Origin of the sequence: Enterobacter sp. V87_3 (assembly GCF_029967835.1) — a bacterium.
In the GTDB taxonomy this organism is placed as follows: Bacteria; Pseudomonadota; Gammaproteobacteria; order Enterobacterales; family Enterobacteriaceae; genus Enterobacter; species Enterobacter cancerogenus.
This window is the reverse complement of sequence record NZ_JASCAM010000012.1, coordinates 22,785-42,456: the sequence shown is the minus strand read 5'-3', so window position 1 is coordinate 42,456 and position 19,672 is coordinate 22,785. Positions and strand designations below refer to the sequence as shown.

Annotated in this window: 20 protein-coding genes; 10 read left to right on the top strand and 10 right to left on the bottom strand. The window is 57.0% G+C overall.

The window, feature by feature from the left end; all coding sequences use genetic code 11:
• The first annotated feature begins 33 nt into the window (after positions 1-33).
• Genes rpe through trpS form a run of 3 tightly spaced genes read left to right on the top strand, consistent with a single transcriptional unit; the run spans position 34 to position 2,462 of the window.
• Positions 34-711, top strand: a complete 678-nt coding sequence (gene rpe / locus QLG21_RS04395; RefSeq protein ID WP_006177869.1) for a ribulose-phosphate 3-epimerase — start codon at positions 34-36, stop codon at positions 709-711.
• The gene (gene gph / locus QLG21_RS04390; RefSeq protein WP_058609475.1) at positions 704-1,465 is read left to right on the top strand and encodes a phosphoglycolate phosphatase; all 762 of its coding nucleotides are present in this window, start codon (positions 704-706) and stop codon (positions 1,463-1,465) included. Before rpe ends, gph begins: the two co-directional genes overlap by 8 nt.
• Positions 1,458-2,462: a tryptophan--tRNA ligase gene (trpS, locus tag QLG21_RS04385; protein ID WP_006177867.1), complete on the top strand. Its 1,005-nt coding sequence runs from the start codon at positions 1,458-1,460 to the stop codon at positions 2,460-2,462. The genes gph and trpS overlap by 8 nt, the downstream gene beginning before the upstream one ends.
• 67 nt (positions 2,463-2,529) lie before the next feature.
• On the opposite strand, the gene QLG21_RS04380 is transcribed toward trpS, so the two are convergent.
• From QLG21_RS04380 to nirB, 4 genes are all read right to left on the bottom strand, one after another.
• A complete protein-coding gene (locus QLG21_RS04380; RefSeq protein WP_020884583.1) occupies positions 2,530-2,700 on the bottom strand; it encodes a YhfL family protein in 171 nt (56 codons plus the stop codon).
• 145 nt (positions 2,701-2,845) lie between these two features.
• Positions 2,846-4,219, bottom strand: coding sequence for a siroheme synthase CysG (cysG, locus tag QLG21_RS04375; protein WP_088209216.1), 1,374 nt, complete (start codon positions 4,217-4,219; stop codon positions 2,846-2,848).
• 135 nt (positions 4,220-4,354) lie between these two features.
• The gene (gene nirD, locus QLG21_RS04370) at positions 4,355-4,681 is read right to left on the bottom strand and encodes a nitrite reductase small subunit NirD (protein ID WP_006177864.1); all 327 of its coding nucleotides are present in this window, start codon (positions 4,679-4,681) and stop codon (positions 4,355-4,357) included.
• The gene (gene nirB, locus QLG21_RS04365; RefSeq protein ID WP_101738412.1) at positions 4,678-7,221 is read right to left on the bottom strand and encodes a nitrite reductase large subunit NirB; all 2,544 of its coding nucleotides are present in this window, start codon (positions 7,219-7,221) and stop codon (positions 4,678-4,680) included. The genes nirD and nirB overlap by 4 nt, the downstream gene beginning before the upstream one ends.
• Before the next feature lie 240 nt (positions 7,222-7,461).
• Between nirB and QLG21_RS04360 the strand changes: the two genes are divergently transcribed.
• On the top strand, positions 7,462-8,778 hold the full coding sequence (locus QLG21_RS04360) for a cytosine deaminase (protein WP_282483945.1): 1,317 nt from the start codon (positions 7,462-7,464) through the stop codon (positions 8,776-8,778).
• 9 nt (positions 8,779-8,787) lie between these two features.
• Here the strand turns inward: QLG21_RS04360 and tsgA are convergent, their stop codons facing one another.
• Entirely contained in the window at positions 8,788-9,966 is a 1,179-nt protein-coding gene (tsgA, locus tag QLG21_RS04355; RefSeq protein ID WP_058609471.1) for an MFS transporter TsgA, read from the bottom strand.
• Between the two features lie 278 nt (positions 9,967-10,244).
• Between tsgA and ppiA the strand changes: the two genes are divergently transcribed.
• From ppiA to QLG21_RS04330, 5 genes are all read left to right on the top strand, one after another.
• Entirely contained in the window at positions 10,245-10,817 is a 573-nt protein-coding gene (gene ppiA, locus QLG21_RS04350; protein ID WP_006177859.1) for a peptidylprolyl isomerase A, read from the top strand.
• Between the two features lie 106 nt (positions 10,818-10,923).
• The gene (locus QLG21_RS04345) at positions 10,924-11,091 is read left to right on the top strand and encodes a YhfG family protein (protein WP_006177858.1); all 168 of its coding nucleotides are present in this window, start codon (positions 10,924-10,926) and stop codon (positions 11,089-11,091) included.
• On the top strand, positions 11,081-11,683 hold the full coding sequence (locus tag QLG21_RS04340; RefSeq protein ID WP_058609470.1) for a putative adenosine monophosphate-protein transferase Fic: 603 nt from the start codon (positions 11,081-11,083) through the stop codon (positions 11,681-11,683). The genes QLG21_RS04345 and QLG21_RS04340 overlap by 11 nt, the downstream gene beginning before the upstream one ends.
• A gap of 30 nt (positions 11,684-11,713) precedes the next feature.
• On the top strand, positions 11,714-12,277 hold the full coding sequence (pabA, locus tag QLG21_RS04335) for an aminodeoxychorismate synthase component 2 (protein WP_282483944.1): 564 nt from the start codon (positions 11,714-11,716) through the stop codon (positions 12,275-12,277).
• Between the two features lie 86 nt (positions 12,278-12,363).
• On the top strand, positions 12,364-13,584 hold the full coding sequence (locus QLG21_RS04330; protein WP_282483943.1) for an aspartate aminotransferase family protein: 1,221 nt from the start codon (positions 12,364-12,366) through the stop codon (positions 13,582-13,584).
• Between the two features lie 252 nt (positions 13,585-13,836).
• On the opposite strand, the gene QLG21_RS04325 is transcribed toward QLG21_RS04330, so the two are convergent.
• Positions 13,837-15,924, bottom strand: coding sequence for a YccS/YhfK family putative transporter (locus QLG21_RS04325; RefSeq protein WP_006177852.1), 2,088 nt, complete (start codon positions 15,922-15,924; stop codon positions 13,837-13,839).
• Between the two features lie 57 nt (positions 15,925-15,981).
• The gene (crp, locus tag QLG21_RS04320; protein WP_000242758.1) at positions 15,982-16,614 is read right to left on the bottom strand and encodes a cAMP-activated global transcriptional regulator CRP; all 633 of its coding nucleotides are present in this window, start codon (positions 16,612-16,614) and stop codon (positions 15,982-15,984) included.
• 311 nt (positions 16,615-16,925) lie between these two features.
• Here crp and QLG21_RS04315 point away from each other — a divergent pair, with 311 nt between their 5' ends.
• Positions 16,926-17,330, top strand: a complete 405-nt coding sequence (locus QLG21_RS04315) for an OsmC family protein (protein WP_058609467.1) — start codon at positions 16,926-16,928, stop codon at positions 17,328-17,330.
• An 86-nt stretch (positions 17,331-17,416) separates the two neighbouring features.
• Here the strand turns inward: QLG21_RS04315 and QLG21_RS04310 are convergent, their stop codons facing one another.
• Genes QLG21_RS04310 through QLG21_RS04300 form a run of 3 tightly spaced genes read right to left on the bottom strand, consistent with a single transcriptional unit; the run spans position 17,417 to position 19,554 of the window.
• Positions 17,417-18,286 (bottom strand): phosphoribulokinase, encoded by an 870-nt coding sequence (locus QLG21_RS04310; protein ID WP_006177850.1) that lies wholly within the window; start codon positions 18,284-18,286, stop codon positions 17,417-17,419.
• 30 nt (positions 18,287-18,316) lie between these two features.
• A complete protein-coding gene (locus tag QLG21_RS04305; RefSeq protein WP_006177849.1) occupies positions 18,317-18,535 on the bottom strand; it encodes a YheU family protein in 219 nt (72 codons plus the stop codon).
• The gene (locus tag QLG21_RS04300; protein ID WP_088209210.1) at positions 18,532-19,554 is read right to left on the bottom strand and encodes a hydrolase; all 1,023 of its coding nucleotides are present in this window, start codon (positions 19,552-19,554) and stop codon (positions 18,532-18,534) included. Before QLG21_RS04300 ends, QLG21_RS04305 begins: the two co-directional genes overlap by 4 nt.
• Positions 19,555-19,672: the final 118 nt, after the last annotated feature.

The following is a 19,672-nucleotide window of genomic DNA, read 5'->3' as shown; positions in this document are numbered from 1 at the left end:
GCCCGCCGGTAAACACATTTCAAGGAGAAGCGGATGAAACAGTTTTTGATTGCTCCCTCAATTCTGTCGGCCGATTTTGCCCGCCTGGGTGAAGATACCGCCAGCGCCCTTGCGGCCGGCGCGGATGTCGTCCATTTCGACGTTATGGATAACCACTACGTTCCCAATCTGACCATCGGCCCGATGGTGCTTAAGGCGCTGCGCAACTACGGCATTACCGCGCCGATTGACGTGCATCTGATGGTAAAGCCGGTCGACCGCATCGTGCCTGATTTCGCGGCCGCGGGTGCCAGCATCATTACGTTCCACCCTGAAGCCTCTGAACACGTTGACCGCACGCTCCAGCTCATTAAAGAGAACGGCTGTAAAGCCGGTCTGGTGTTTAACCCGGCCACGCCGCTGAGCTATCTCGACCATGTAATGGACAAGCTGGACGTGATTTTGCTGATGTCCGTTAACCCGGGTTTCGGCGGTCAGTCGTTCATTCCGCACACGCTCGACAAGCTGCGTGAAGTGCGCCGCCGTATTGATGAGTCGGGCTATGACATTCGCCTGGAAGTGGACGGTGGCGTGAAGGTGAATAATATCGGTGAAATCGCGGCGGCGGGTGCGGATATGTTCGTTGCAGGCTCGGCCATCTTCGACCAGCCGGATTACAAAAAAGTCATTGATGAAATGCGCAGTGAACTGGCGAAGGTAAGTCATGGATAAATTGCAGGCAACCCGGGGTGTAGCATTTGACCTCGACGGCACGCTGGTCGACAGCGCGCCGGGCTTAAGCAGCGCGGTTGATCGGGCGCTGTATGCCCTTGAATTACCCGTTGCGGGCGAAGATCGCGTTGTGACGTGGATTGGCAACGGCGCGGACGTGCTGATGGAACGCGCCCTGACCTGGGCGCGCCAGGAGCGTGCGTCACAGCGTTCCGCACAGGGTAAACCGAGCGTCGATCACGCTGATATTCCGCAGGAAGAGCAGCAGCGTATTCTGCGCAAACTGTTCGATCGTTTCTACGAAGAGACCGTCGAAGAGGGCAGCTTCCTGTTCCCGGACGTCGCGGAAACGCTGAGTGTTCTGCATGCTAAAGGCATTCCGCTGGGGCTGGTAACCAACAAGCCTACGCCGTTTGTCGCACCTCTGCTTGAGGCGCTGGATATCGCGAAGTATTTCTCGGTAATTGTCGGCGGCGATGACGTGCAGAACAAAAAACCGCATCCGGAACCGCTTTTGCTGGTGGCAGGAAAATTATCCTTAACACCTGCGGAGCTGCTCTTTGTCGGTGATTCGCGCAATGATATTCTGGCCGCCAAAGCGGCAGGCTGTCCGTGCGTCGGATTAACCTATGGCTACAACTACGGTGAGGCGATTACGCTGAGTGAGCCGGACGTTGTATTCGATCGTTTCAAAGATTTATTGCCCGCACTCGGGCTTTCGCACAGTGAACATCAGGAATTGAAAAATGACTAAGCCCATCGTTTTTAGCGGCGCACAGCCGTCCGGTGAATTGACCATTGGTAACTACATGGGTGCGTTACGTCAGTGGGTGAGCATGCAGGACGACTACCATTGCATCTATTGCATCGTGGATCTCCATGCCATCACGGCGCGTCAGGATCCTGAGAAGCTGCGCAAAGCCACGCTGGATACGCTGGCACTCTATCTGGCATGCGGTATCGATCCGGAGAAAAGCACCATCTTCGTGCAGTCTCACGTGCCGGAGCACGCGCAGCTGGGCTGGGCGCTGAACTGCTACACCTATTTCGGTGAACTGAGCCGTATGACGCAGTTCAAGGACAAATCTGCCCGCTATTCTGAAAACATCAACGCCGGCCTGTTTGACTATCCGGTACTGATGGCGGCCGACATTCTGCTGTATCAGACCAATCAGGTTCCGGTAGGTGAAGACCAGAAGCAGCACCTGGAGCTGAGCCGCGATATCGCCCAGCGCTTCAACGCGCTTTATGGCGACGTGTTCAAAGTGCCAGAGCCGTTTATTCCGAAATCCGGCGCGCGCGTGATGTCGCTGCTGGAGCCAACCAAGAAGATGTCCAAGTCTGACGATAACCGCAACAACGTTATCGGCCTGCTGGAAGATCCAAAATCGGTGGTGAAAAAGCTCAAGCGTGCGGTGACCGACTCCGACGAGCCACCTGTTGTGCGCTACGACGTGCAGAACAAAGCGGGCGTGTCTAACCTGCTGGATATTCTCTCCGGCGTGACCGGTCAAAGCATCCCTGAACTGGAGAAGCACTTCGAAGGCAAGATGTACGGCCACCTGAAAGGCGAAGTGGCGGACGCGGTCTCCGGTATGTTGACCGAGCTGCAGGAGCGCTATAACCGCTACCGCAACGATGAAGCCTTCCTGCAGAAAGTGATGAAGGATGGCGCGGAAAAAGCCAGCGCGCGCGCGTCAGAGACGCTGAAAGCGGTGTATCAGGCGATTGGATTTGTAGGTAAGCCTTAATCCTGTCGTGCCGGGATCCAAACAAAAAAACCGGGAAATTCCCGGTTTTTTTACGCCTGAAAAATGCTTACTGCTGTGCCGCCGGGCCACAGCCACCGATGATCTTGGAAATGGAGATCGCCGGGTGCAGCAGGTAATCATAGCTGCAGTTATTTTTGGTATTTTGAACGTGACCTGTGCAGGCGGTCAGCGTCGATAACATGCCTACCAGAACGGCGGCCTTTGCCAGCTTAAACATACTTATTCCTTGTACTCAAAAACGATAAATTGAAGTGAAACGAGGGAATAAATGGAAAAGTTCCATTTTGCGGGCGGTATGTTATCGATAGCGGTAAGAGGGGAGTAGTCCGGTTAAGGACTACTCAGTAAAGGGGGGGGGTGCGTCAGTGATTTGAGAACCAGTTCAGCTTGTCGCGTAGCTCAACCACCCGACCAACGATAATCAGCGCCGGGCTTTCGACCTGCTGCGCCAGCTCGCCGAGCTGCGTCAGGACGCCATTCACCACGCGCTGCTTCGTGGAGGTGCCGTTTTCCACCAGCGCCACGGACATGTCTTCATCCATGCCATGCTCCAGCAGTTTGGCCTGAATGGTCGCGGCCTGATTCAGGCCCATATAGAACACCAGCGTCTGTTTCTCTGCGGCCAGGTTGTGCCAGTCCAGCTCGCTGCCGGTCTTCAGGTGACCTGTCACCAGCCGCACGCTTTGGGCGTAGTCACGGTGGGTCAGGGGAATACCGGAATAGGCCGAACAGCCCGATGCTGCCGTAATGCCCGGCACCACGGAGAACGGAATGCCCGCGTTGCACAACGTTTCCAGCTCCTCGCCGCCGCGGCCAAAGATAAACGGATCGCCGCCCTTAAGGCGCACCACGCGTTTGCCTTTTTGCGCCTCGCGCAGCAGGATCTGGTTAATCTCTTCCTGAGGTACGCAGTGGTAGCCCGCGCGTTTGCCGACAAACACGCGATCGGCGTCGCGGCGCACCAGGTTCATGATGTCATCCGAGACCAGACGGTCGTACACCACGATGTCCGCCTGCTGGATCTGCTGCAACCCCTTGAGCGTCAGCAAGCCTGCATCGCCCGGCCCTGCGCCTACCAGCACCACTTCACCGCGATGATCCAGCGGCTCGGCAAGCAGCGTTTCTGTGGTCTCTTCAACGGCCTGGCGATCCTGATTAGCCAGCGACTGTGCCAGCCTGTCATTCACAAAGAACTTTTCCCAGAAACGGCGGCGCTCGCCTACGGTCGCGAAGGTTTTCTTCACGCGGGCGCGCAGCTGGCCTGCATATTGCGCCACCTGGCCGAGATGCTGGGGCAGAATCGACTCGAGCTTTTCACGCAGCAGACGCGCTAAAACCGGGGAGGTGCCGCCGGACGACACGGCCACCATCAGCGGGGAACGGTCAATGATCGACGGCATGATAAAGCTGGCTTCTTTCGGCGCATCCACCACGTTACAGAAAATTCGACGCGTTTCGCAGGCATCACTGACGCGCTGGTTAACGGCGTCATCGTCGGTTGCGGCAATGGTGAGCCAGCAGGTATCAAGCAGGGATTCGTCGAACTCACCCTCGACAAGGGTGAGCATGCCTTCCTGCGCCCAGACGTCGAACTGCGGCGCAAAGGCGAGGGCGTTGACGGTCAGCCGGGCACCGGCCTCTAACAGCAGGCGCGCTTTGCGCTCGGCCACGTCACCGCCGCCGACAAGCAGGCAGTCGCGATGGCGTAATTGACAGAAAATCGGCAGGTGATCCACGACATTACCTCGCAGCATTCAGGGGAGGAGGAGAATTTGAGGTCAGGATAACAGCAGGGATCGTACAGAACATACGGTTTTTCCTGCCGTTACCCATAAGGGGTCATAAGCCTTTCCTATTGAAAAGGCTGGAGGTTAGGCTCTTAGCTGCACCATGCCGTCCTTCACGCGGGCGTCGTAGTGCTTCACAGAATGGCTCTCATCTTCCATGCAGCGTCCATCTTTTAAGTTGAAACGCTGCTTTTTCAACGGGCTGGCGACCCACAGTTCGCCCTGATGTTCCGCGATGATGCCGCGGGACAGGACGCTGGCCTCAAAGAACGGGTCAATATTGCTGATGGCAAAAACCTGTTCATCGTGGCGAGGACGGAAAATGGCGACCTGCTCGTGACCTAACAGCGCACAGACGCCGGTTGCTGGCAGAATGTCGTTAATGCTGCAGATATTTACCCACTGGCTCATGCGTTTTCCTCCACCAGAGTCACCGGAATACGTTCGTACGGCGTTGCCGGACGATGCTGTTCACGCTCAGGAACGATCTGTACGTTCGGATCGCGCTGGGTGCTGTTGATAAAGTGTCTGAAGCGCGTCTGCGCCGCCGGGGTATTTACGGTTTCGGTCCACTCGCAGATCACCGCTTCGCGCAGGCGCGCCATCTCTTCTTCCAGATGGTCGTTCAGGCCCAGCTTGTCGTCGATGATGACCGACTTCAGGTAGTCGATGCCACCTTCCAGATTGTCCAGCCAGGAGGCGGTACGGGTCAGCTTGTCGGCAGTGCGGATGTAGAACATCATGAAGCGATCGAGGTACTTAATCAGCGTGTCGTGGTCGAGATCCGCTGCCAGCAGGTCCGCATGACGAGGTTTCATCCCGCCGTTACCGCAGACGTACAGGTTCCAGCCTTTCTCTGTGGCGATAATACCCACGTCTTTACCCTGCGCTTCCGCACATTCACGGGTACAGCCGGAGACGCCGAATTTCATTTTGTGCGGGGTACGAATACCTTTATAGCGGTTTTCCAGTTCCACGCCGAAGCCCACGCTGTCGCCCACGCCGTAGCGGCACCAGGTGCTGCCCACGCAGGTTTTCGCCATGCGCAGCGCTTTAGCATACGCGTGACCGGTTTCGAAGCCCGCTTCAATCAGCTGACGCCAGATTTCCGGCAGGTCGTCTTTCTGCGCACCGAACAGGCCAATACGCTGAGAGCCGGTGATTTTGGTGTAGAGGTTGAATTCGCGGGCGATACGACCCACGGCGACCAGCCCTTCCGGCGTAATTTCGCCCCCGGCTGAACGTGGGATCACCGAGTAGGTGCCGTCTTTCTGGATGTTCGCCAGGAAGTTGTCGTTGGTGTCCTGCAGCGGAGTATGTTCCGGCTTCAGAACGTATTCGTTCCAGCAGGAGGCCAGCAGGGAACCGACGGTCGGTTTACACACTTCACAGCCGTAACCCTGGCCGTGTTTTGCCAGCAGCTCGTCGAAGGACTTAATGCCTTCCACGCGGATCAGGTGATAAATCTCCTGGCGAGAGTAAGCGAAGTGCTCGCACAGGTTGTTATTCACTTCGATACCCTGTTTCGCCAGCTCTGCGTTCAGAACCTGCGTCACCAGTGGAATACAGCCGCCGCAGCCGGTACCGGCTTTGGTTTCAGCTTTCAGCGCGGCGACGGTGTGGCAGCCCTTGTTGATGGCTGCAACCAGCATGCCTTTGGTGACGTCGAAGCAGGAGCAAATCTGCGCGCTGTCCGGGAGTTTATCCACGCCGATGGACGGCTTACCGCTGGAGGCGTGAGCCGGGAGGATCAGCGCGTCCGGGTTTTCCGGCAGCTCAATGGCGTTCAGCACCAGCTGCAGCAGGTTGCCGTAATCGCTGGTGTCACCCACCAGCACCGCGCCGAGCAGGGTTTTGTTGTCCTGGCTTACGATCAGGCGTTTGTAGACCTCTTTGCTTTCGTCGAGGTACACATAGCTGCGGGAGTTCGGGGTGCGGCCGTGCGCATCGCCGATACCGCCCACATCCACGCCCAGCAGCTTCAGCTTGGCGCTCATGTCTGCGCCTTCGAAGGCGTTTTCATTACCGAGGATATGGTCAACGGCGACCTGCGCCATTTTGTAGCCAGGTGCGACCAGGCCGTACACGCGGTTATTCCAGCTGGCGCATTCGCCGATGGCGTAAATATCCGGGTCAGAAGTCTGGCAGGAATCGTTGATCATGATCCCGCCGCGCTGTGCCACGGCCAGACCACACTGGGTCGCCATTTTGTCGCGCGGGCGAATACCGGTGGAGAAGACGATAAAGTCCACTTCCAGCTCGCTGCCGTCGGCAAAGCGCATGGTTTTGCGCGCTTCGGTCCCTTCCTGAACGATCTCTTTGGTGTTTTTGCTGGTGTGAACCTTCACACCCATACTTTCGATTTTACGGCGCAGCTGGTCACCACCCATGTGGTCCAGCTGTTCTGCCATCAGCATCGGGGCAAATTCGATGACGTGGGTTTCAACGCCGAGGTTTTTCAGCGCGCCCGCGGCTTCAAGGCCGAGCAGACCGCCGCCAACGACCGCACCGCGTTTGCTGCGACGCGCGCAGGCTTCGATAGCCTTGAGGTCTTCGATGGTACGGTAAACGAAGCAATCCTGTGTTTCCGAGCCTTTGATTGGCGGGATCCACGGATACGAGCCAGTCGCCATAATCAGCTTGTCGTAAAAAACCGTGCGTCCGGCGCTGGAGTGGATCACTTTTTCCTGACGGTTGATGGTGATAGCGCGTTCGCCCACCAGCACTTTCACGCCATGCTTCTCGTAGAAACCTTCACGCACCAGAGAGAGCTCTTCGGCGGTATGATGGGAGAAGTAGGAAGACAAGTGCACACGGTCGTACGCCTTGCGGGGTTCTTCACAGAACACGGTAATGTCGAAACGGTCAGCGTCAGCTTTATCGAGTAGATCCTCAATAAAGCGGTGACCGACCATGCCGTTACCGATGATAGCGAGTCTGACTTTGCTCATTTTTGCCTCGATTTCTTTTCTATTACTGCCTACCTTAACGATTCAGCAGGGGCACTTATTGATGCAAATCAAATACGCCTTAACCTACCCCTTAGGGGGTAGATCGCTGATTTGTCAGGTTTTTTATAAGTTATGGAAATCGCAGGCTTTTCACGGTCGTCGGTTTTGTGTACAAAAATGGGTACTATTCCGTAAATTTTTGTACTCCTAAATTTCAGCAGCGTTTTTCGGGGGAAAGGTATGTCAACGACACCACTATGGCTGGTTCAGAATGTCCGTTTACCGGGTCGGGAAGGGCTGTGGCAAATCGCCATCGAAGAAGGTCGGTTCGGTGACATCATGCCGATGGACGGCTCCCATGAGGAAAGCCATGAGATATTAAATGGGCGCGGCGGCCTGGCCATACCTCCCTTTATTGAGCCGCATATCCACCTTGATACCACCCAGACGGCGGGGGAGCCTGCCTGGAATGAGTCCGGCACGCTGTTTGAGGGGATAGAGCGCTGGGCCGAACGTAAAGCGCTGCTCAGCCATGAGGATGTCAAAGCGCGGGCGTGGAAAACGCTTAAATGGCAGATCGCCAACGGTATTCAGTTTGTGCGTACCCACGTCGATGTCTCCGACCCGTCGCTGACGGCCCTCAAGGCGATGCTGGAGGTCAGGCAGGAAGTCACGCCGTGGATCACGCTGCAAATAGTCGCGTTTCCGCAGGAAGGCATACTCTCTTACCCGAACGGTGCGGCACTCCTGGAAGAGGCGTTAAGGCTCGGGGCTGATGTGGTCGGGGCCATTCCCCATTTCGAATTCACCCGCGAGTACGGCGTACAGTCGTTGCATATCGCCTTTGAGCTGGCAAAAAAATATGACCGTCCGCTCGATATCCACTGCGACGAGATCGACGATGAGCAGTCCCGGTTTGTGGAGACGGTGGCAACCCTGGCCTATGAGGCCGGCATTGGCCCGCGCGTGACGGCCAGCCATACCACGGCCATGCACTCCTACAACGGCGCATACACGTCAAGGCTGTTCCGCCTGCTGAAGATGTCAGGCATAAACTTTGTGGCTAACCCGCTGGTGAACATCCATTTGCAGGGGCGTTTTGACGACTACCCGAAACGACGCGGCATTACGCGCGTGAAAGAGCTACAGGAAGCGGGGATCAACGTCTGCTTCGGCCATGACGATGTCTTTGACCCGTGGTACCCGCTCGGCACCGGTAATATGCTCCAGGTGTTGCATATGGGGCTGCACGTGTGTCAGATGATGGGATATTCACAAATCGACAGCGGCCTGAATCTGATCACCCACAATAGCGCCCGAACCTTTGGGCTGAACGACTACGGTATTGAGAAGGGGAATCCGGCGAATCTGATTATTCTGCCCGCAGAGAGCGGGTTTGAGGCGGTGCGCTGCCAGGTGCCGGTGCGCTGGTCGATTCGTCAGGGCAGGGTGATTGCGTCAACGCAGCTGGCGCAGACGTGGATCCAGATGGATAACGGAGGAGAGGAGCTGTTCTTTACGAAGAATAGCCCCTTTGCCGGGCGCAAAGGGGCGTAGGGAAACCTGTTACGCTGCCGCCGTATTATGCTGGCGGTGGCGGGTCACGAAGCCCAGAACAAAGCACATGATGAACACCACGGCATACAGACCGTTTGCGGTGTGCAGCGCCGCCAGTGGGCCGCTGTGGGCCACAATCGGGCCGGTGACCACGAAGGTCAGCATGGTACCGATGGTGCCGCAGGTCAGCACAAAGTTAACCAGCTTCGGCGAGGCCACTTTGGTCTGCAGCGATCCCAGCGTGATGATTGAGGTGTAAATGGCGCTGGAGAAGAAGCCGAGTGTCAGGATGAACCACGGCATATGCTCAGGCGAGCCGTTGATGAACAGATACATCAGCACGGTAGCCAGGCCAGCCAGCACGGTTAAAATGCGCTGCAGATCGAAGAAGCGCAGAATGAAGCTAAACGCCCACATGCCAAACATGTAAGACATCCAGAAATCGCTCACCAGTTTGCCCGCGTCGTTCAGGCTCATGCCCAGGCCTTTGGCGTATTCCGGCACCCAGGAGATAAAGCCCAGCTGGCCGAGGATGTAGCACAGCGCGGCGATAGAGAGGAACAGCACGCCGATCCCCCATTTCTCTTTCGCAACCGGCTCAGCGGTATCTTGCGACTTTTTGCCCAGAACCGGGAATTCACAGCCGAAGGTCAGGATAAAGATCGCCACGTAGACCAGACCGATACAGGCGTACACCCAGTACCATTCAATGCTGCGGGCCAGCAGCCAGGCGGCAACCATCGGGAAAATCATCCCGGCCATGCTGAAGAAGGAGTCGGTGAACAGCAGACGCGCGCCGCGCTGGCGGCCTTCATACATATGGGTAATCAGGAACGTACCGATGGACATGGTAATACCGCTCACCAGCCCCAGCACGAACATGGCGGCAGAGAACAGGGCAATGCTGTGGCTAAGCATCAGGCCAGCCACGGCGGCGACCATCAGCACAAAGCCAAAGCGCAGCTGCGTTTTCAGCGGCACGATTTCCATCAGCCAGGCGTTAAGGAAGATGGAGATCAGGATCCCCGCGTTGAGGAAGGTGAAGGTGTTACTCATGCTGGAAACGGGCAACTGGAAATAGTCTGCGATATTTCCCATCACCATCCCGGTGACGATCACCAACGCGCCGGTCAGGGCGTAGGAGAAGAAGCTGATCCATGTGAGCTTGATGCGATTGCTGTTAGTCATGTCTGGCCTGTTCAAAGTAAAGTAAAACGCATTGACTGCGTTTGAGCGGGCAGATTTTAGTCGCGAAAGTGATCTATTCCTATCTTTAAGGATTAATTTGCAGGTTATTGCACGATTTAATGTGATCTAAGTCACGTTAACGGCCGTGAAAGCCAATCGTTTGCGCGGTTACAACTGTTTCAAATTCGTAAAATTAGGTAAAAGGCTGGTCTCCGTTCATACTGCTCTTTAGAATCAAGCCATTCGCTTTCTCTACTGCGCTTTGTTAAGGAATTCTCATGCTCAAATCAACACTGGCGGCTGTTGCAGCTGTGTTTGCTCTTTCTGCCGTTTCCCCTGCTGCGCTGGCAGCCAAAGGAGACCCTCACGTCCTGCTGACCACCTCCGCCGGCAATATTGAGCTGGAACTGAACAGTCAGAAAGCTCCCGTCTCTGTGAAAAACTTCCTCGACTACGTGAACAGCGGTTTCTATAACAACACCACGTTCCACCGCGTGATCCCGGGCTTTATGGTGCAGGGCGGTGGCTTTAACGAGCAGATGCAGCAAAAGAAACCTAATCCGCCCATCAAGAACGAAGCGGACAACGGCCTGCTGAACAAGCGCGGCACTATCTCGATGGCGCGTACCGCGGATAAAGACAGCGCGACCAGCCAGTTCTTCCTGAACGTCGCCGATAACGCCTTCCTCGACCACGGCCAGCGCGACTTCGGGTACGCCGTGTTTGGTAAAATTGTGAAAGGCATGGACGTGGCCGACAAGATTTCTCAGGTGCCAACCCATGACGTCGGTCCGTACCAGAATGTGCCGACCAAGCCGGTTGTTATCCTCTCCGCAAAAGTTCTGCCGTAATCCTCTTTAACACGGGCATCTCTGCCCGTGTTGTTTAGCCCTCCCTGCGAAAGCGCGTTTTGCTGCTTATACTTGTGGCAAACGGACATATTCAGGGAGGCGTTAAGTGAAAAAACTCACCGACAGGCAAAAGTCCCGACTCTGGGAACAGCAGCGCAACGTTAATTTTCAGGCCAGCCGCCGCCTTGAAGGCGTCGAAAGTCCCCTTGTCACGCTAAACGCCGAGGATGCCCAGCGCCGCCTTGATGAACTCAGGAGGCACTATGAGCGATAAAATCGGTGACGACCGCGACCCGTATCTCTACCCCGGCCTGAACGTCATGCGCAACCGTCTTAACATGCGCCAGGCGGACCGACTGGCGCAGGCGGCGTACGAAATCACCGCGCTGCGTGCGGCCACGCTACCGTTGGGGCCGTCCGCGCCGGGGCTTCCGCACCTGTGCGCTATTCATCGCCATCTTTACCAGGATATTTTCGAGTGGGCGGGGGATATCCGCGAAGTCGATATTTATCAGGGCGATACCCGCTTCTGCCACTTTGCCTATATCGAGAAAGAGGGCAACGCGCTGATGCAGGATCTCGAAGAGGAGGGCTATCTGGCGGGGCTGGAGAAAGACGAATTTATCGCTCGTCTCAGCCATTACTACTGCGAGATTAACGTTCTGCATCCGTTCCGCATCGGTAACGGCATCGCGCAGCGCATCTTCTTTGAGCAGCTGGCGCTCCACGCGGGCTATCAGCTGAGCTGGGAAGGCATCGACCCGGACGACTGGGCCACCGCCAACCAGAACGGCGCGATGGGCGATCTCACGGCGCTTAACGCCATCTTTGCCAAAGTAGTGAGCGAAGCGCGGGAAACTGAGTAGAATAGGGCGGCATTTTTTTCCGGAGCCGCCATGATCCTGCTGATTGATAACTACGATTCCTTCACCTGGAACCTTTACCAGTATTTTTGCGAACTGGGTGCAGAGGTGGTTGTCCGCCGTAACGACGACATCACCCTGGCTGAGATTGACGTGCTGGCCCCGCAGAAAATAGTGATCTCGCCGGGGCCGTGCACGCCGTCGGAGTCCGGCATCTCTCTGGACGCGATCCGCCACTACGCGGGCAAACTGCCAATTCTGGGCGTTTGTCTCGGCCATCAGGCGATCGCCCAGGCCTTTGGGGCAACCATCGTGCGTGCCGCGAAAGTGATGCACGGCAAAACCTCGCCCGTCACCCACGCAGGCGCTGGCGTGTTTTCCGGGCTGAATAACCCGTTAACCGTTACCCGCTATCACTCTTTAGTAATTGACCCGCCGACGCTGCCCGAATGCTTTGAGGTTACTGCCTGGAGCGAGACGCAAGAAATTATGGGGATTCGCCATCGCGAATGGGATCTCGAAGGCGTGCAGTTCCACCCCGAAAGCATTCTCAGCGAACAGGGACACCCGCTGCTGGGCAATTTCCTCCATCGCTGAATATCTATTGCCTTGTTGTGATTTTTTATGCATATTTTGTGATTATATTTTCACAATCACTGTGACATAAAATGGATGGGCATGACATGGCAACTGAACAATCCGCAATTACCCGCGCAACATTCGACGAAGTGATCCTGCCGGTTTATGCACCGGCCGAGTTTATCCCGGTAAAAGGGAAAGGCAGCCGCGTGTGGGATCAGCAGGGCAAAGAGTATGTGGATTTCGCGGGCGGGATTGCGGTGACGGCGCTGGGTCATTGCCATCCTGCGCTGGTAGACGCCCTGAAAACTCAGGGCGAAACCCTGTGGCACACCAGCAACGTCTTCACCAACGAGCCTGCGCTGCGCCTGGGGCGCAAGATCATCGACGCTACCTTTGCCGAGCGCGTGCTGTTCATGAACTCCGGCACTGAAGCCAACGAAACCGCGTTCAAGCTGGCGCGCTATTATGCGTCAACGCGCCACAGCCCGTATAAAACCAAAATCATCGCCTTCCATAATGCCTTTCACGGTCGCTCGCTGTTTACCGTGTCCGTTGGCGGCCAGCCGAAATATTCCGACGGCTTCGGCCCGAAACCTGCCGACATCATCCACGTGCCGTTCAACGATCTGCATGCGGTGAAGGCGGTGATGGACGACCACACCTGCGCGGTGGTGGTGGAGCCGATTCAGGGCGAAGGCGGCGTGACGGCGGCCACGCCGGAATTCCTGAAAGGGCTGCGTGCGCTGTGCGACGAGCACAAGGCGCTGCTGGTGTTTGATGAGGTGCAATGCGGCATGGGACGCACCGGGGATCTGTTTGCCTACATGCACTACGGCGTCACGCCGGATATCCTGACCAGCGCCAAGGCGCTCGGCGGCGGCTTCCCGATAAGTGCGGTGCTGACCACCCAGGATATCGCTTCCGCGTTCCACGTCGGCTCCCACGGTTCCACCTACGGCGGCAACCCGCTGGCCTGCGCGATTGCCGGTGCGGCGTTCGATATCATCAACACGCCGGCGGTTCTCAACGGCGTGAACGCGAAACGCGAGCAGTTTGTGAAGCACCTTCAGCAGATTGACGAACAGTTTGATGTCTTCAGCGAGATCCGCGGGATGGGGCTGTTGATTGGTGCCGAGCTGAAGCCGCAGTACAAAGGCCGCGCCCGTGATTTCCTGCACGCCGCCGCGCACGAAGGGGTGATGGTGCTCAACGCCGGGCCGGACGTGATGCGCTTTGCGCCGTCGCTGGTGGTGGAAGATAAGGATATTGAAGACGGGTTAACCCGGTTTGCCGCGGCGGTCGGTAAAATAGTCCGGGGATAACCTCATTGCCCGGCGGCGCTGCGCTTGCACGGGCCTACAAAACCGTAGGTCGGGTAAGCGCAGCGCCACCCGACAAAATGGCAGGCACGGTGTTCAGGTCTTGTAGGTCGGGTAAGCGTAGCGCCACCCGACAAAACGGCATGCACGGTGTTCAGGTCTTGTAGGTCGGGTAAGCGTAGCGCCACCCGACAAAATGGCAGGTACGGTGTTCAGGTCTTGTAGGTCGGGTAAGCGCAGCGCCACCCGACATAATCAGTACGGCGTGCGTTTCAGTACGCGCGTTAACCAGATCCCATGATGCGGTCGCTGACGCCATGCCACCGACGAAATGGTGTGCATGGTGTTCAGATGCCCTAACACGCGCTGTAAATGCTGCTCCAGGGTGCTCATCGGCCCGTGGGTTAGCGTTTCCGGCGCTTCAAGAATGTTTGAATCCCCCGACTCACCCGGCGAGTCATACTCCAGACGCTGCTGGCACCGCTGCAACGCAATCTCGCACGACTGCAAATAGCGCTGCGCCAGATCCGGGGTCAGCATCGTGTGCTCGCGCGCCAGGGTCGTCATCGCATTGATGTGCTCGACGATAAACTGGCTGTGCGTCACCCACAGTTTCATGTCTGCCAGATAGTGCGAGTTAAAGCCAGGCTCCTGCATCGCCTGGTTGAGCGAGTTAAACAGGGCGTTGTGCGCCTGGTTGACCTTCATGCGCTGATAGGCCAGCGGCGAGGGCTGCGGGTCGTCGCTGAGGATCAGCCGGATAGCCTCCTGGTCTGCCTCCAGCGCGTCATGGGCGTTTTGCCTGAGCAGCCCGCTCTGCCACTGCGGCCACAGCCAGACCATGCCGCCAAACGCAATCAGGCAGCCAATCAGCGTATCAACCAGCCGGGCGATGATGAACTGCTCGCCGTTGAGCGTAAGCAACTGCAGGGTATATACCGCCGTGACCGTAAAGCCAACCATCGCCCAGCCGTAGCTTTTGCGGATAATCAGGTAGCTCACCAGCGTAATTGCCAGCATTCCCGCCAGCGTATATCCCTCCGGCACGTGGAAGTGCAGGGTGACCCCGGCAATGACCAGCCCGGCAATCGTGCCGCCCGCCCGGTGCAGGATGCGCACCCGCGTGGCGCCGTAGCCGTTTTGGGTAACAAACAGCACGGTCATTAAGATCCAGTATGGCTTCGGCAGGTGCAGCGCCATCCCCATCAGGCTGGCGATGCTCAGCATCACACTAATGCGCGCGGCGTTACGCAGCGCCGGGGATTTCAGCGACAGGTAGCTTTTAAGGGCGGGCAGCAGCGGGAGCCGTTTTTGTTTATCGGCCATCAGGTCGCGTGGGTAGAGCGGACGCTGGGTGCGCAGGACGCGCGCGATGCGGCTGAAGTGCCAGGCGGCGAACTGCCCGACCGGGTTATCCGGGTGCTGGCGGGCAATCTTCTCCAGCGCGCCGAGGGGCTTATCCATGTTAAAGCGCGTGGGGTAGCGGTGATAAAGAATGTCGTCCGCCAGCACCCGCAGGCGCGCGGATACCGTCTGAGCGTTCCAGCGGATCACCGCTTCGGCGTGGCTACGCTCGACCAGCTTTTGCACCTCTTGCGGGTGATGCAGGCTGACCGAGATGTGCTCCTGCAGATCCAGCCCCACCTGGAAGATGCGCAGCAGCCGCTTGTAATCATGGTTTTTATTGGCGGCAAGCATATGCAGCTGCTGGTAACACTGGCCAATCAGATCCACCACCTTTTGCTGTCGCGTCAGCAGCGGCGGCAGTGATTTTTCCGGATCGGTGTGCTGGGTCAGCAGGGTGTATTTGGCCTCGCAGTACTCCGCCAGCTGCACGTAGAGCAGGCTCAGGGATTCGCGCAGCGGCTGTTCCCGCCACAGCCAGAACCAAAACCAGTTGAATACGCCGTACCACAGCGTGCCGAGGGCGTAGATCAGCAGCGGCTCCCACACCGGCATATTGCCCGCCAGGCTCAGCGTAAAGATGGCGGCAATCAGTGAGGCGGGCAGCAGTCGGGCGTGCAGCGAGCTGATTTCAGCAGTCACGCCGAGCGTCATTGCCAGCACGGTCAGAATGAGCGGCAGCGGAATATCCCGGGCCAGCAGAAGCTGCACCGCGAGGCTACAGCCTGCAAACAGGCAACCGCCAACGATCAGGCGTTTGAAAAAGCGTTTATGCGGCGTGTCGAGGCCCGCAATGTTGCAGCAGGCAGGCACAAGGGAAAACAGCAGACCCTGCTGGAGATGACCAAGGATCAGGCCCACGGCCACAGGAAGGCACAACACCAGCGTTTGCCGCAGTGCGTAGTTAACTTCCGGGTGATAGATCAGCCTGCGCCACATGGGGAGTAGAGACAAAAACGGCGTGTCACCTTGCGGTGGCACGCCGTTTGACCGTAATTAACGGGTACCGTAGACCACGATGGTTTTACCGTGGGCAGAGATCAGGTTCTGGTCTTCCAGCATTTTCAGGATACGGCCCACTGTTTCACGGGAGCAACCAACGATCTGACCAATTTCCTGGCGGGTAATTTTAATTTGCATGCCGTCAGGGTGGGTCATCGCGTCCGGCTGTTTAGCCAGGTTCAGCAGGGTCTGCGCGATACGGCCAGTAACGTCGAGGAAGGCAAGGTTGCCCACTTTCTCAGACGTCACCTGCAGACGGCGAGCCATCTGGGAAGAGAGACGCATCAGGATGTCAGGGTTAACCTGAATCAGCTGACGGAACTTCTTGTAAGAAATTTCAGCCACTTCACATGCGGTTTTCGCACGAACCCAGGCGCTACGTTCCTGGCCCTCTTCAAACAGGCCCAGTTCACCGATGAAATCGCCCTGGTTCAGATAAGAAAGGATCATCTCTTTCCCTTCTTCATCTTTGATCAGCACTGCCACCGAGCCTTTGACGATGTAATACAACGTTTCCGCTTTTTCACCCTGGTGAATCAGCGTGCTCTTCGATGGGTACTTATGAATGTGGCAATGAGACAAGAACCATTCGAGAGTCGGGTCTGTTTGCGGTTTGCCAAGCACCATGCGCTGTTATCCTCTGTTATAAGCTGTCACCAGAGCCATAAATCGCATCCTGACTCTGGGGTTGCAATCGAATTCTTACCCATACCCTGGGAAGTCGGCTGTCGTAACGTTTCGCAGCCAGTAAAGTTTGATGTCCTCTGCATACATGTGTAACGTCAATGTATTACTGTAGCATCCTGAGTGTTTTAGCATAGCTTTTGACGCGTGTCTCCTGGTGTCTCGCTTCAGCATGATGCAGGTCGCCTTCCGTTGCGTGAAATGTAACGCGCGCGTACTCTGTCACCAAAAATGCAACGTTGGAGTTAATGAATATGCAAGCGCGTGTAAAGTGGGTAGAAGGGCTGACGTTCCTGGGCGAGTCTGCATCAGGCCACCAAATTTTGATGGACGGTAACTCCGGCGATAAAGCCCCAAGCCCTATGGAGATGGTGCTGATGGCGGCGGGGGGATGCAGCGCTATCGACGTGGTGTCGATCCTGCAAAAAGGCCGTCACGACGTGACCGACTGCGAAGTGAAGCTCACGTCTGAACGCCGCGAAGAGGCGCCACGCCTGTTCACGCATATCAATCTGCACTTTATTGTCACGGGTAAAGACCTGAAAGACGCGGCGGTGTCGCGCGCGGTTGACCTGTCTGCGGAGAAGTACTGCTCTGTGGCGTTAATGCTTGAGAAAGCGGTGAATATTACCCATTCGTATGAAGTGATTGAGGCCTAATCTTTTGGCGGGTGGCGCTTCGCTGACCCGCCCTACAAAAGCACGACCGTAGGCCCGGTAAGCGCAGCGCCACCGGGCAAAACAACTCACGCGATCTGCTTGCCTTCCATCAACCGCTGCACCAGCGGCGTCATGATTAACTCCATCGCCAGCCCCATTTTTCCGCCCGGCACCACCAACGTATTGATATGTGAAATAAACGACCCCTGCAGCATCGCCAGCAGCCACGGGTAGTCGATCCCGTCCAGATTGCGGAAATGGATGACCACAAAGCTCTCGTCCAGCGACGGAATGGTTTTGGCGGCGAACGGGTTGGAGGTGTCTACCGTCGGCACGCGCTGGAAGTTGATATGGGTGCGGGAGAACTGCGGCGTCAGGAAGTTAATGTAATCTTCCATCGAGCGCACCACCGAGTCCATCACCGCCTCGCGCGAATGACCGCGTTCGCTGATGTCGCGCGTCAGCTTCTGGATCCACTCCAGGTTAACAATCGGCACCACGCCCACCAGCAGGTCAACATGGCGCGCCACGTCGTGCTGTGGCGTGACCACGCCGCCGTGCAGCCCTTCATAAAACAGCACGTCGGTGGGTTCCGGCAGCGGCTGCCAGGGCGTAAAGGTGCCTGGCACCTGGTTCCAGGGTACGGCTTCGTCATAGGTATGAAGATATTTACGGGATTGCCCTTTACCGCTCAGGCCATATTCCGCAAAGGTCTGCTCCAGCAGGCCGAAGTCATTCGCCTCCGGGCCGAAGTAGCTGATGTGTTTCCCCAAATCGCGCGCCTTGCGGATGGCCATGTCCATTTCCGGACGCGTATAGCGGTGAAAGCTGTCGCCCTCTACCTCAGCTGCCCGGAGATTGAGCTGGGCGAAAATCTTGCGAAAGGCGAGGCTGGTGGTGGTGGTTCCCGCACCGCTCGAACCCGTGACGGCAATAACCGGATGTCTGGCAGACATAGCAACTCCCTGACTGAAAAGGTTTAGCGGTCAGCCGTGAAACGCGTTGCGGGGCATGATATTGACCGTCTCATGCAGTTCGGACCACACCAGCACCACGTCGCCGCTTTTCAGCTGGCGTTTTACATCGCTGACCTTTTGTTCAAGCGAACGTTCATGTTCACCATAATCGGTGCCTTCCCGCAATACAAAGCTTTCAATCAGATTATCGAGCGTTTCGGGAGAGAGATCCTGCCAGGGAATAATCATTTTATACCGTCCAGATAAGTCGTTAACCAGTCAGGAATGCGCGTCTCAAGCCACATTTTTGGCCGACGCAGCGTGCCGCCGACAAAGCCGACGTGCCCGCCGTACTCGGTGAGCTGATACTGCACGTTTGCCGGTAAATGCCCGGGCGACGGAATGGAGTGGTGATCCATAAACGGATCGTCCTTCGCGTGAATAATCAGCGTCGGCTTTGTAATTTGATTCAGCAGCGGCATGGCGCTGCACTGACGATAATAGTCAATCGCGTCGGCAAAGCCGTGAATTTTTGAGGTAATCAGATCATCAAACTCGCGCAGACGCTTCACCCGCTTGAGCTGCTGCAGGCTGATAGGCAACGTGTCCGGGTAGGCCTTCAGCTTACGGGCGGCGTTGGCCTTCAGCAGGTTAAGCAGATAGCGCTGATAGACCCGGGAAAAGCCTTTTTCCATATGGTAGCTGCACTGCTCCAGCATAAACGGCGCGGAGACGATGACGGCGGCGTCCAGCGGAACCGCGTCGCTCTCTTTCGCCAGCAGGCAGGCCAGCATGTTACCGCCCAGCGAATACCCGACGGCGGCCGTCGGCACGGTGCCGAAACTGTCGCGCAGCCAGTGCAAAAACCAGGTGCCGTCTTCGGTCTCACCGGAGTGATAAATGCGTTTCTGACGGTTTGGCTCGCCGCTGCATCCGCGAAAGTGCATCACCACACCGAGCCAGCCACGTGCTTTTGCCGCCTGGATTAACCCGTGCGCGTAAGGGCTGTGCAGGCTGCCTTCCAGACCATGAAATACCACCAGGCGCGGCTTGTGGCGCGCCTGATCGGGATCTTCGCTCCAGGCCAGATCCAGAAAGTCGCCGTCCGGCAAATCGAGCCGTTGCCAGTGCGGGGTGAACTGCACCTTGCGACGGATCAGGCGCGGCAGCATGGTTTGCAGATGAGGGTTCGCCACGCCGCGCATAGGCACGAATTCGGCGCGTTCTTCAGCGGCTATCTCAAAGTCGGACGGGATTATTTGGGTCATAACGGCGATGCTAATTATTGTCTGTTATTTACGATATCTTCCGAATTGTACCCCGTTTAGCCCGTTTTTCCGAAACATGAACTGATCCCGATCACATTTCTTTACTGAGATTATTACT

What these genes read in the sequence shown, in the direction of transcription:
- rpe (WP_006177869.1), top strand. Translation starts at nt 34, where the DNA reads ATGAAACAGTTTTTGATTGCTCCCTCAATTCTGTCGGCCGATTTTGCC.
- gph (WP_058609475.1), top strand. Translation starts at nt 704, where the DNA reads ATGGATAAATTGCAGGCAACCCGGGGTGTAGCATTTGACCTCGACGGC.
- trpS (WP_006177867.1), top strand. Translation starts at nt 1,458, where the DNA reads ATGACTAAGCCCATCGTTTTTAGCGGCGCACAGCCGTCCGGTGAATTG.
- QLG21_RS04380 (WP_020884583.1), bottom strand. Translation starts at nt 2,700, where the DNA reads ATGTTTAAGCTGGCAAAGGCCGCCGTTCTGGTAGGCATGTTATCGACG.
- nirD (WP_006177864.1), bottom strand. Translation starts at nt 4,681, where the DNA reads ATGAGCCAGTGGGTAAATATCTGCAGCATTAACGACATTCTGCCAGCA.
- nirB (WP_101738412.1), bottom strand. Translation starts at nt 7,221, where the DNA reads ATGAGCAAAGTCAGACTCGCTATCATCGGTAACGGCATGGTCGGTCAC.
- QLG21_RS04360 (WP_282483945.1), top strand. Translation starts at nt 7,462, where the DNA reads ATGTCAACGACACCACTATGGCTGGTTCAGAATGTCCGTTTACCGGGT.
- tsgA (WP_058609471.1), bottom strand. Translation starts at nt 9,966, where the DNA reads ATGACTAACAGCAATCGCATCAAGCTCACATGGATCAGCTTCTTCTCC.
- ppiA (WP_006177859.1), top strand. Translation starts at nt 10,245, where the DNA reads ATGCTCAAATCAACACTGGCGGCTGTTGCAGCTGTGTTTGCTCTTTCT.
- QLG21_RS04340 (WP_058609470.1), top strand. Translation starts at nt 11,081, where the DNA reads ATGAGCGATAAAATCGGTGACGACCGCGACCCGTATCTCTACCCCGGC.
- pabA (WP_282483944.1), top strand. Translation starts at nt 11,714, where the DNA reads ATGATCCTGCTGATTGATAACTACGATTCCTTCACCTGGAACCTTTAC.
- QLG21_RS04330 (WP_282483943.1), top strand. Translation starts at nt 12,364, where the DNA reads ATGGCAACTGAACAATCCGCAATTACCCGCGCAACATTCGACGAAGTG.
- QLG21_RS04325 (WP_006177852.1), bottom strand. Translation starts at nt 15,924, where the DNA reads ATGTGGCGCAGGCTGATCTATCACCCGGAAGTTAACTACGCACTGCGG.
- crp (WP_000242758.1), bottom strand. Translation starts at nt 16,614, where the DNA reads ATGGTGCTTGGCAAACCGCAAACAGACCCGACTCTCGAATGGTTCTTG.
- QLG21_RS04315 (WP_058609467.1), top strand. Translation starts at nt 16,926, where the DNA reads ATGCAAGCGCGTGTAAAGTGGGTAGAAGGGCTGACGTTCCTGGGCGAG.
- QLG21_RS04310 (WP_006177850.1), bottom strand. Translation starts at nt 18,286, where the DNA reads ATGTCTGCCAGACATCCGGTTATTGCCGTCACGGGTTCGAGCGGTGCG.
- QLG21_RS04305 (WP_006177849.1), bottom strand. Translation starts at nt 18,535, where the DNA reads ATGATTATTCCCTGGCAGGATCTCTCTCCCGAAACGCTCGATAATCTG.
- QLG21_RS04300 (WP_088209210.1), bottom strand. Translation starts at nt 19,554, where the DNA reads ATGACCCAAATAATCCCGTCCGACTTTGAGATAGCCGCTGAAGAACGC.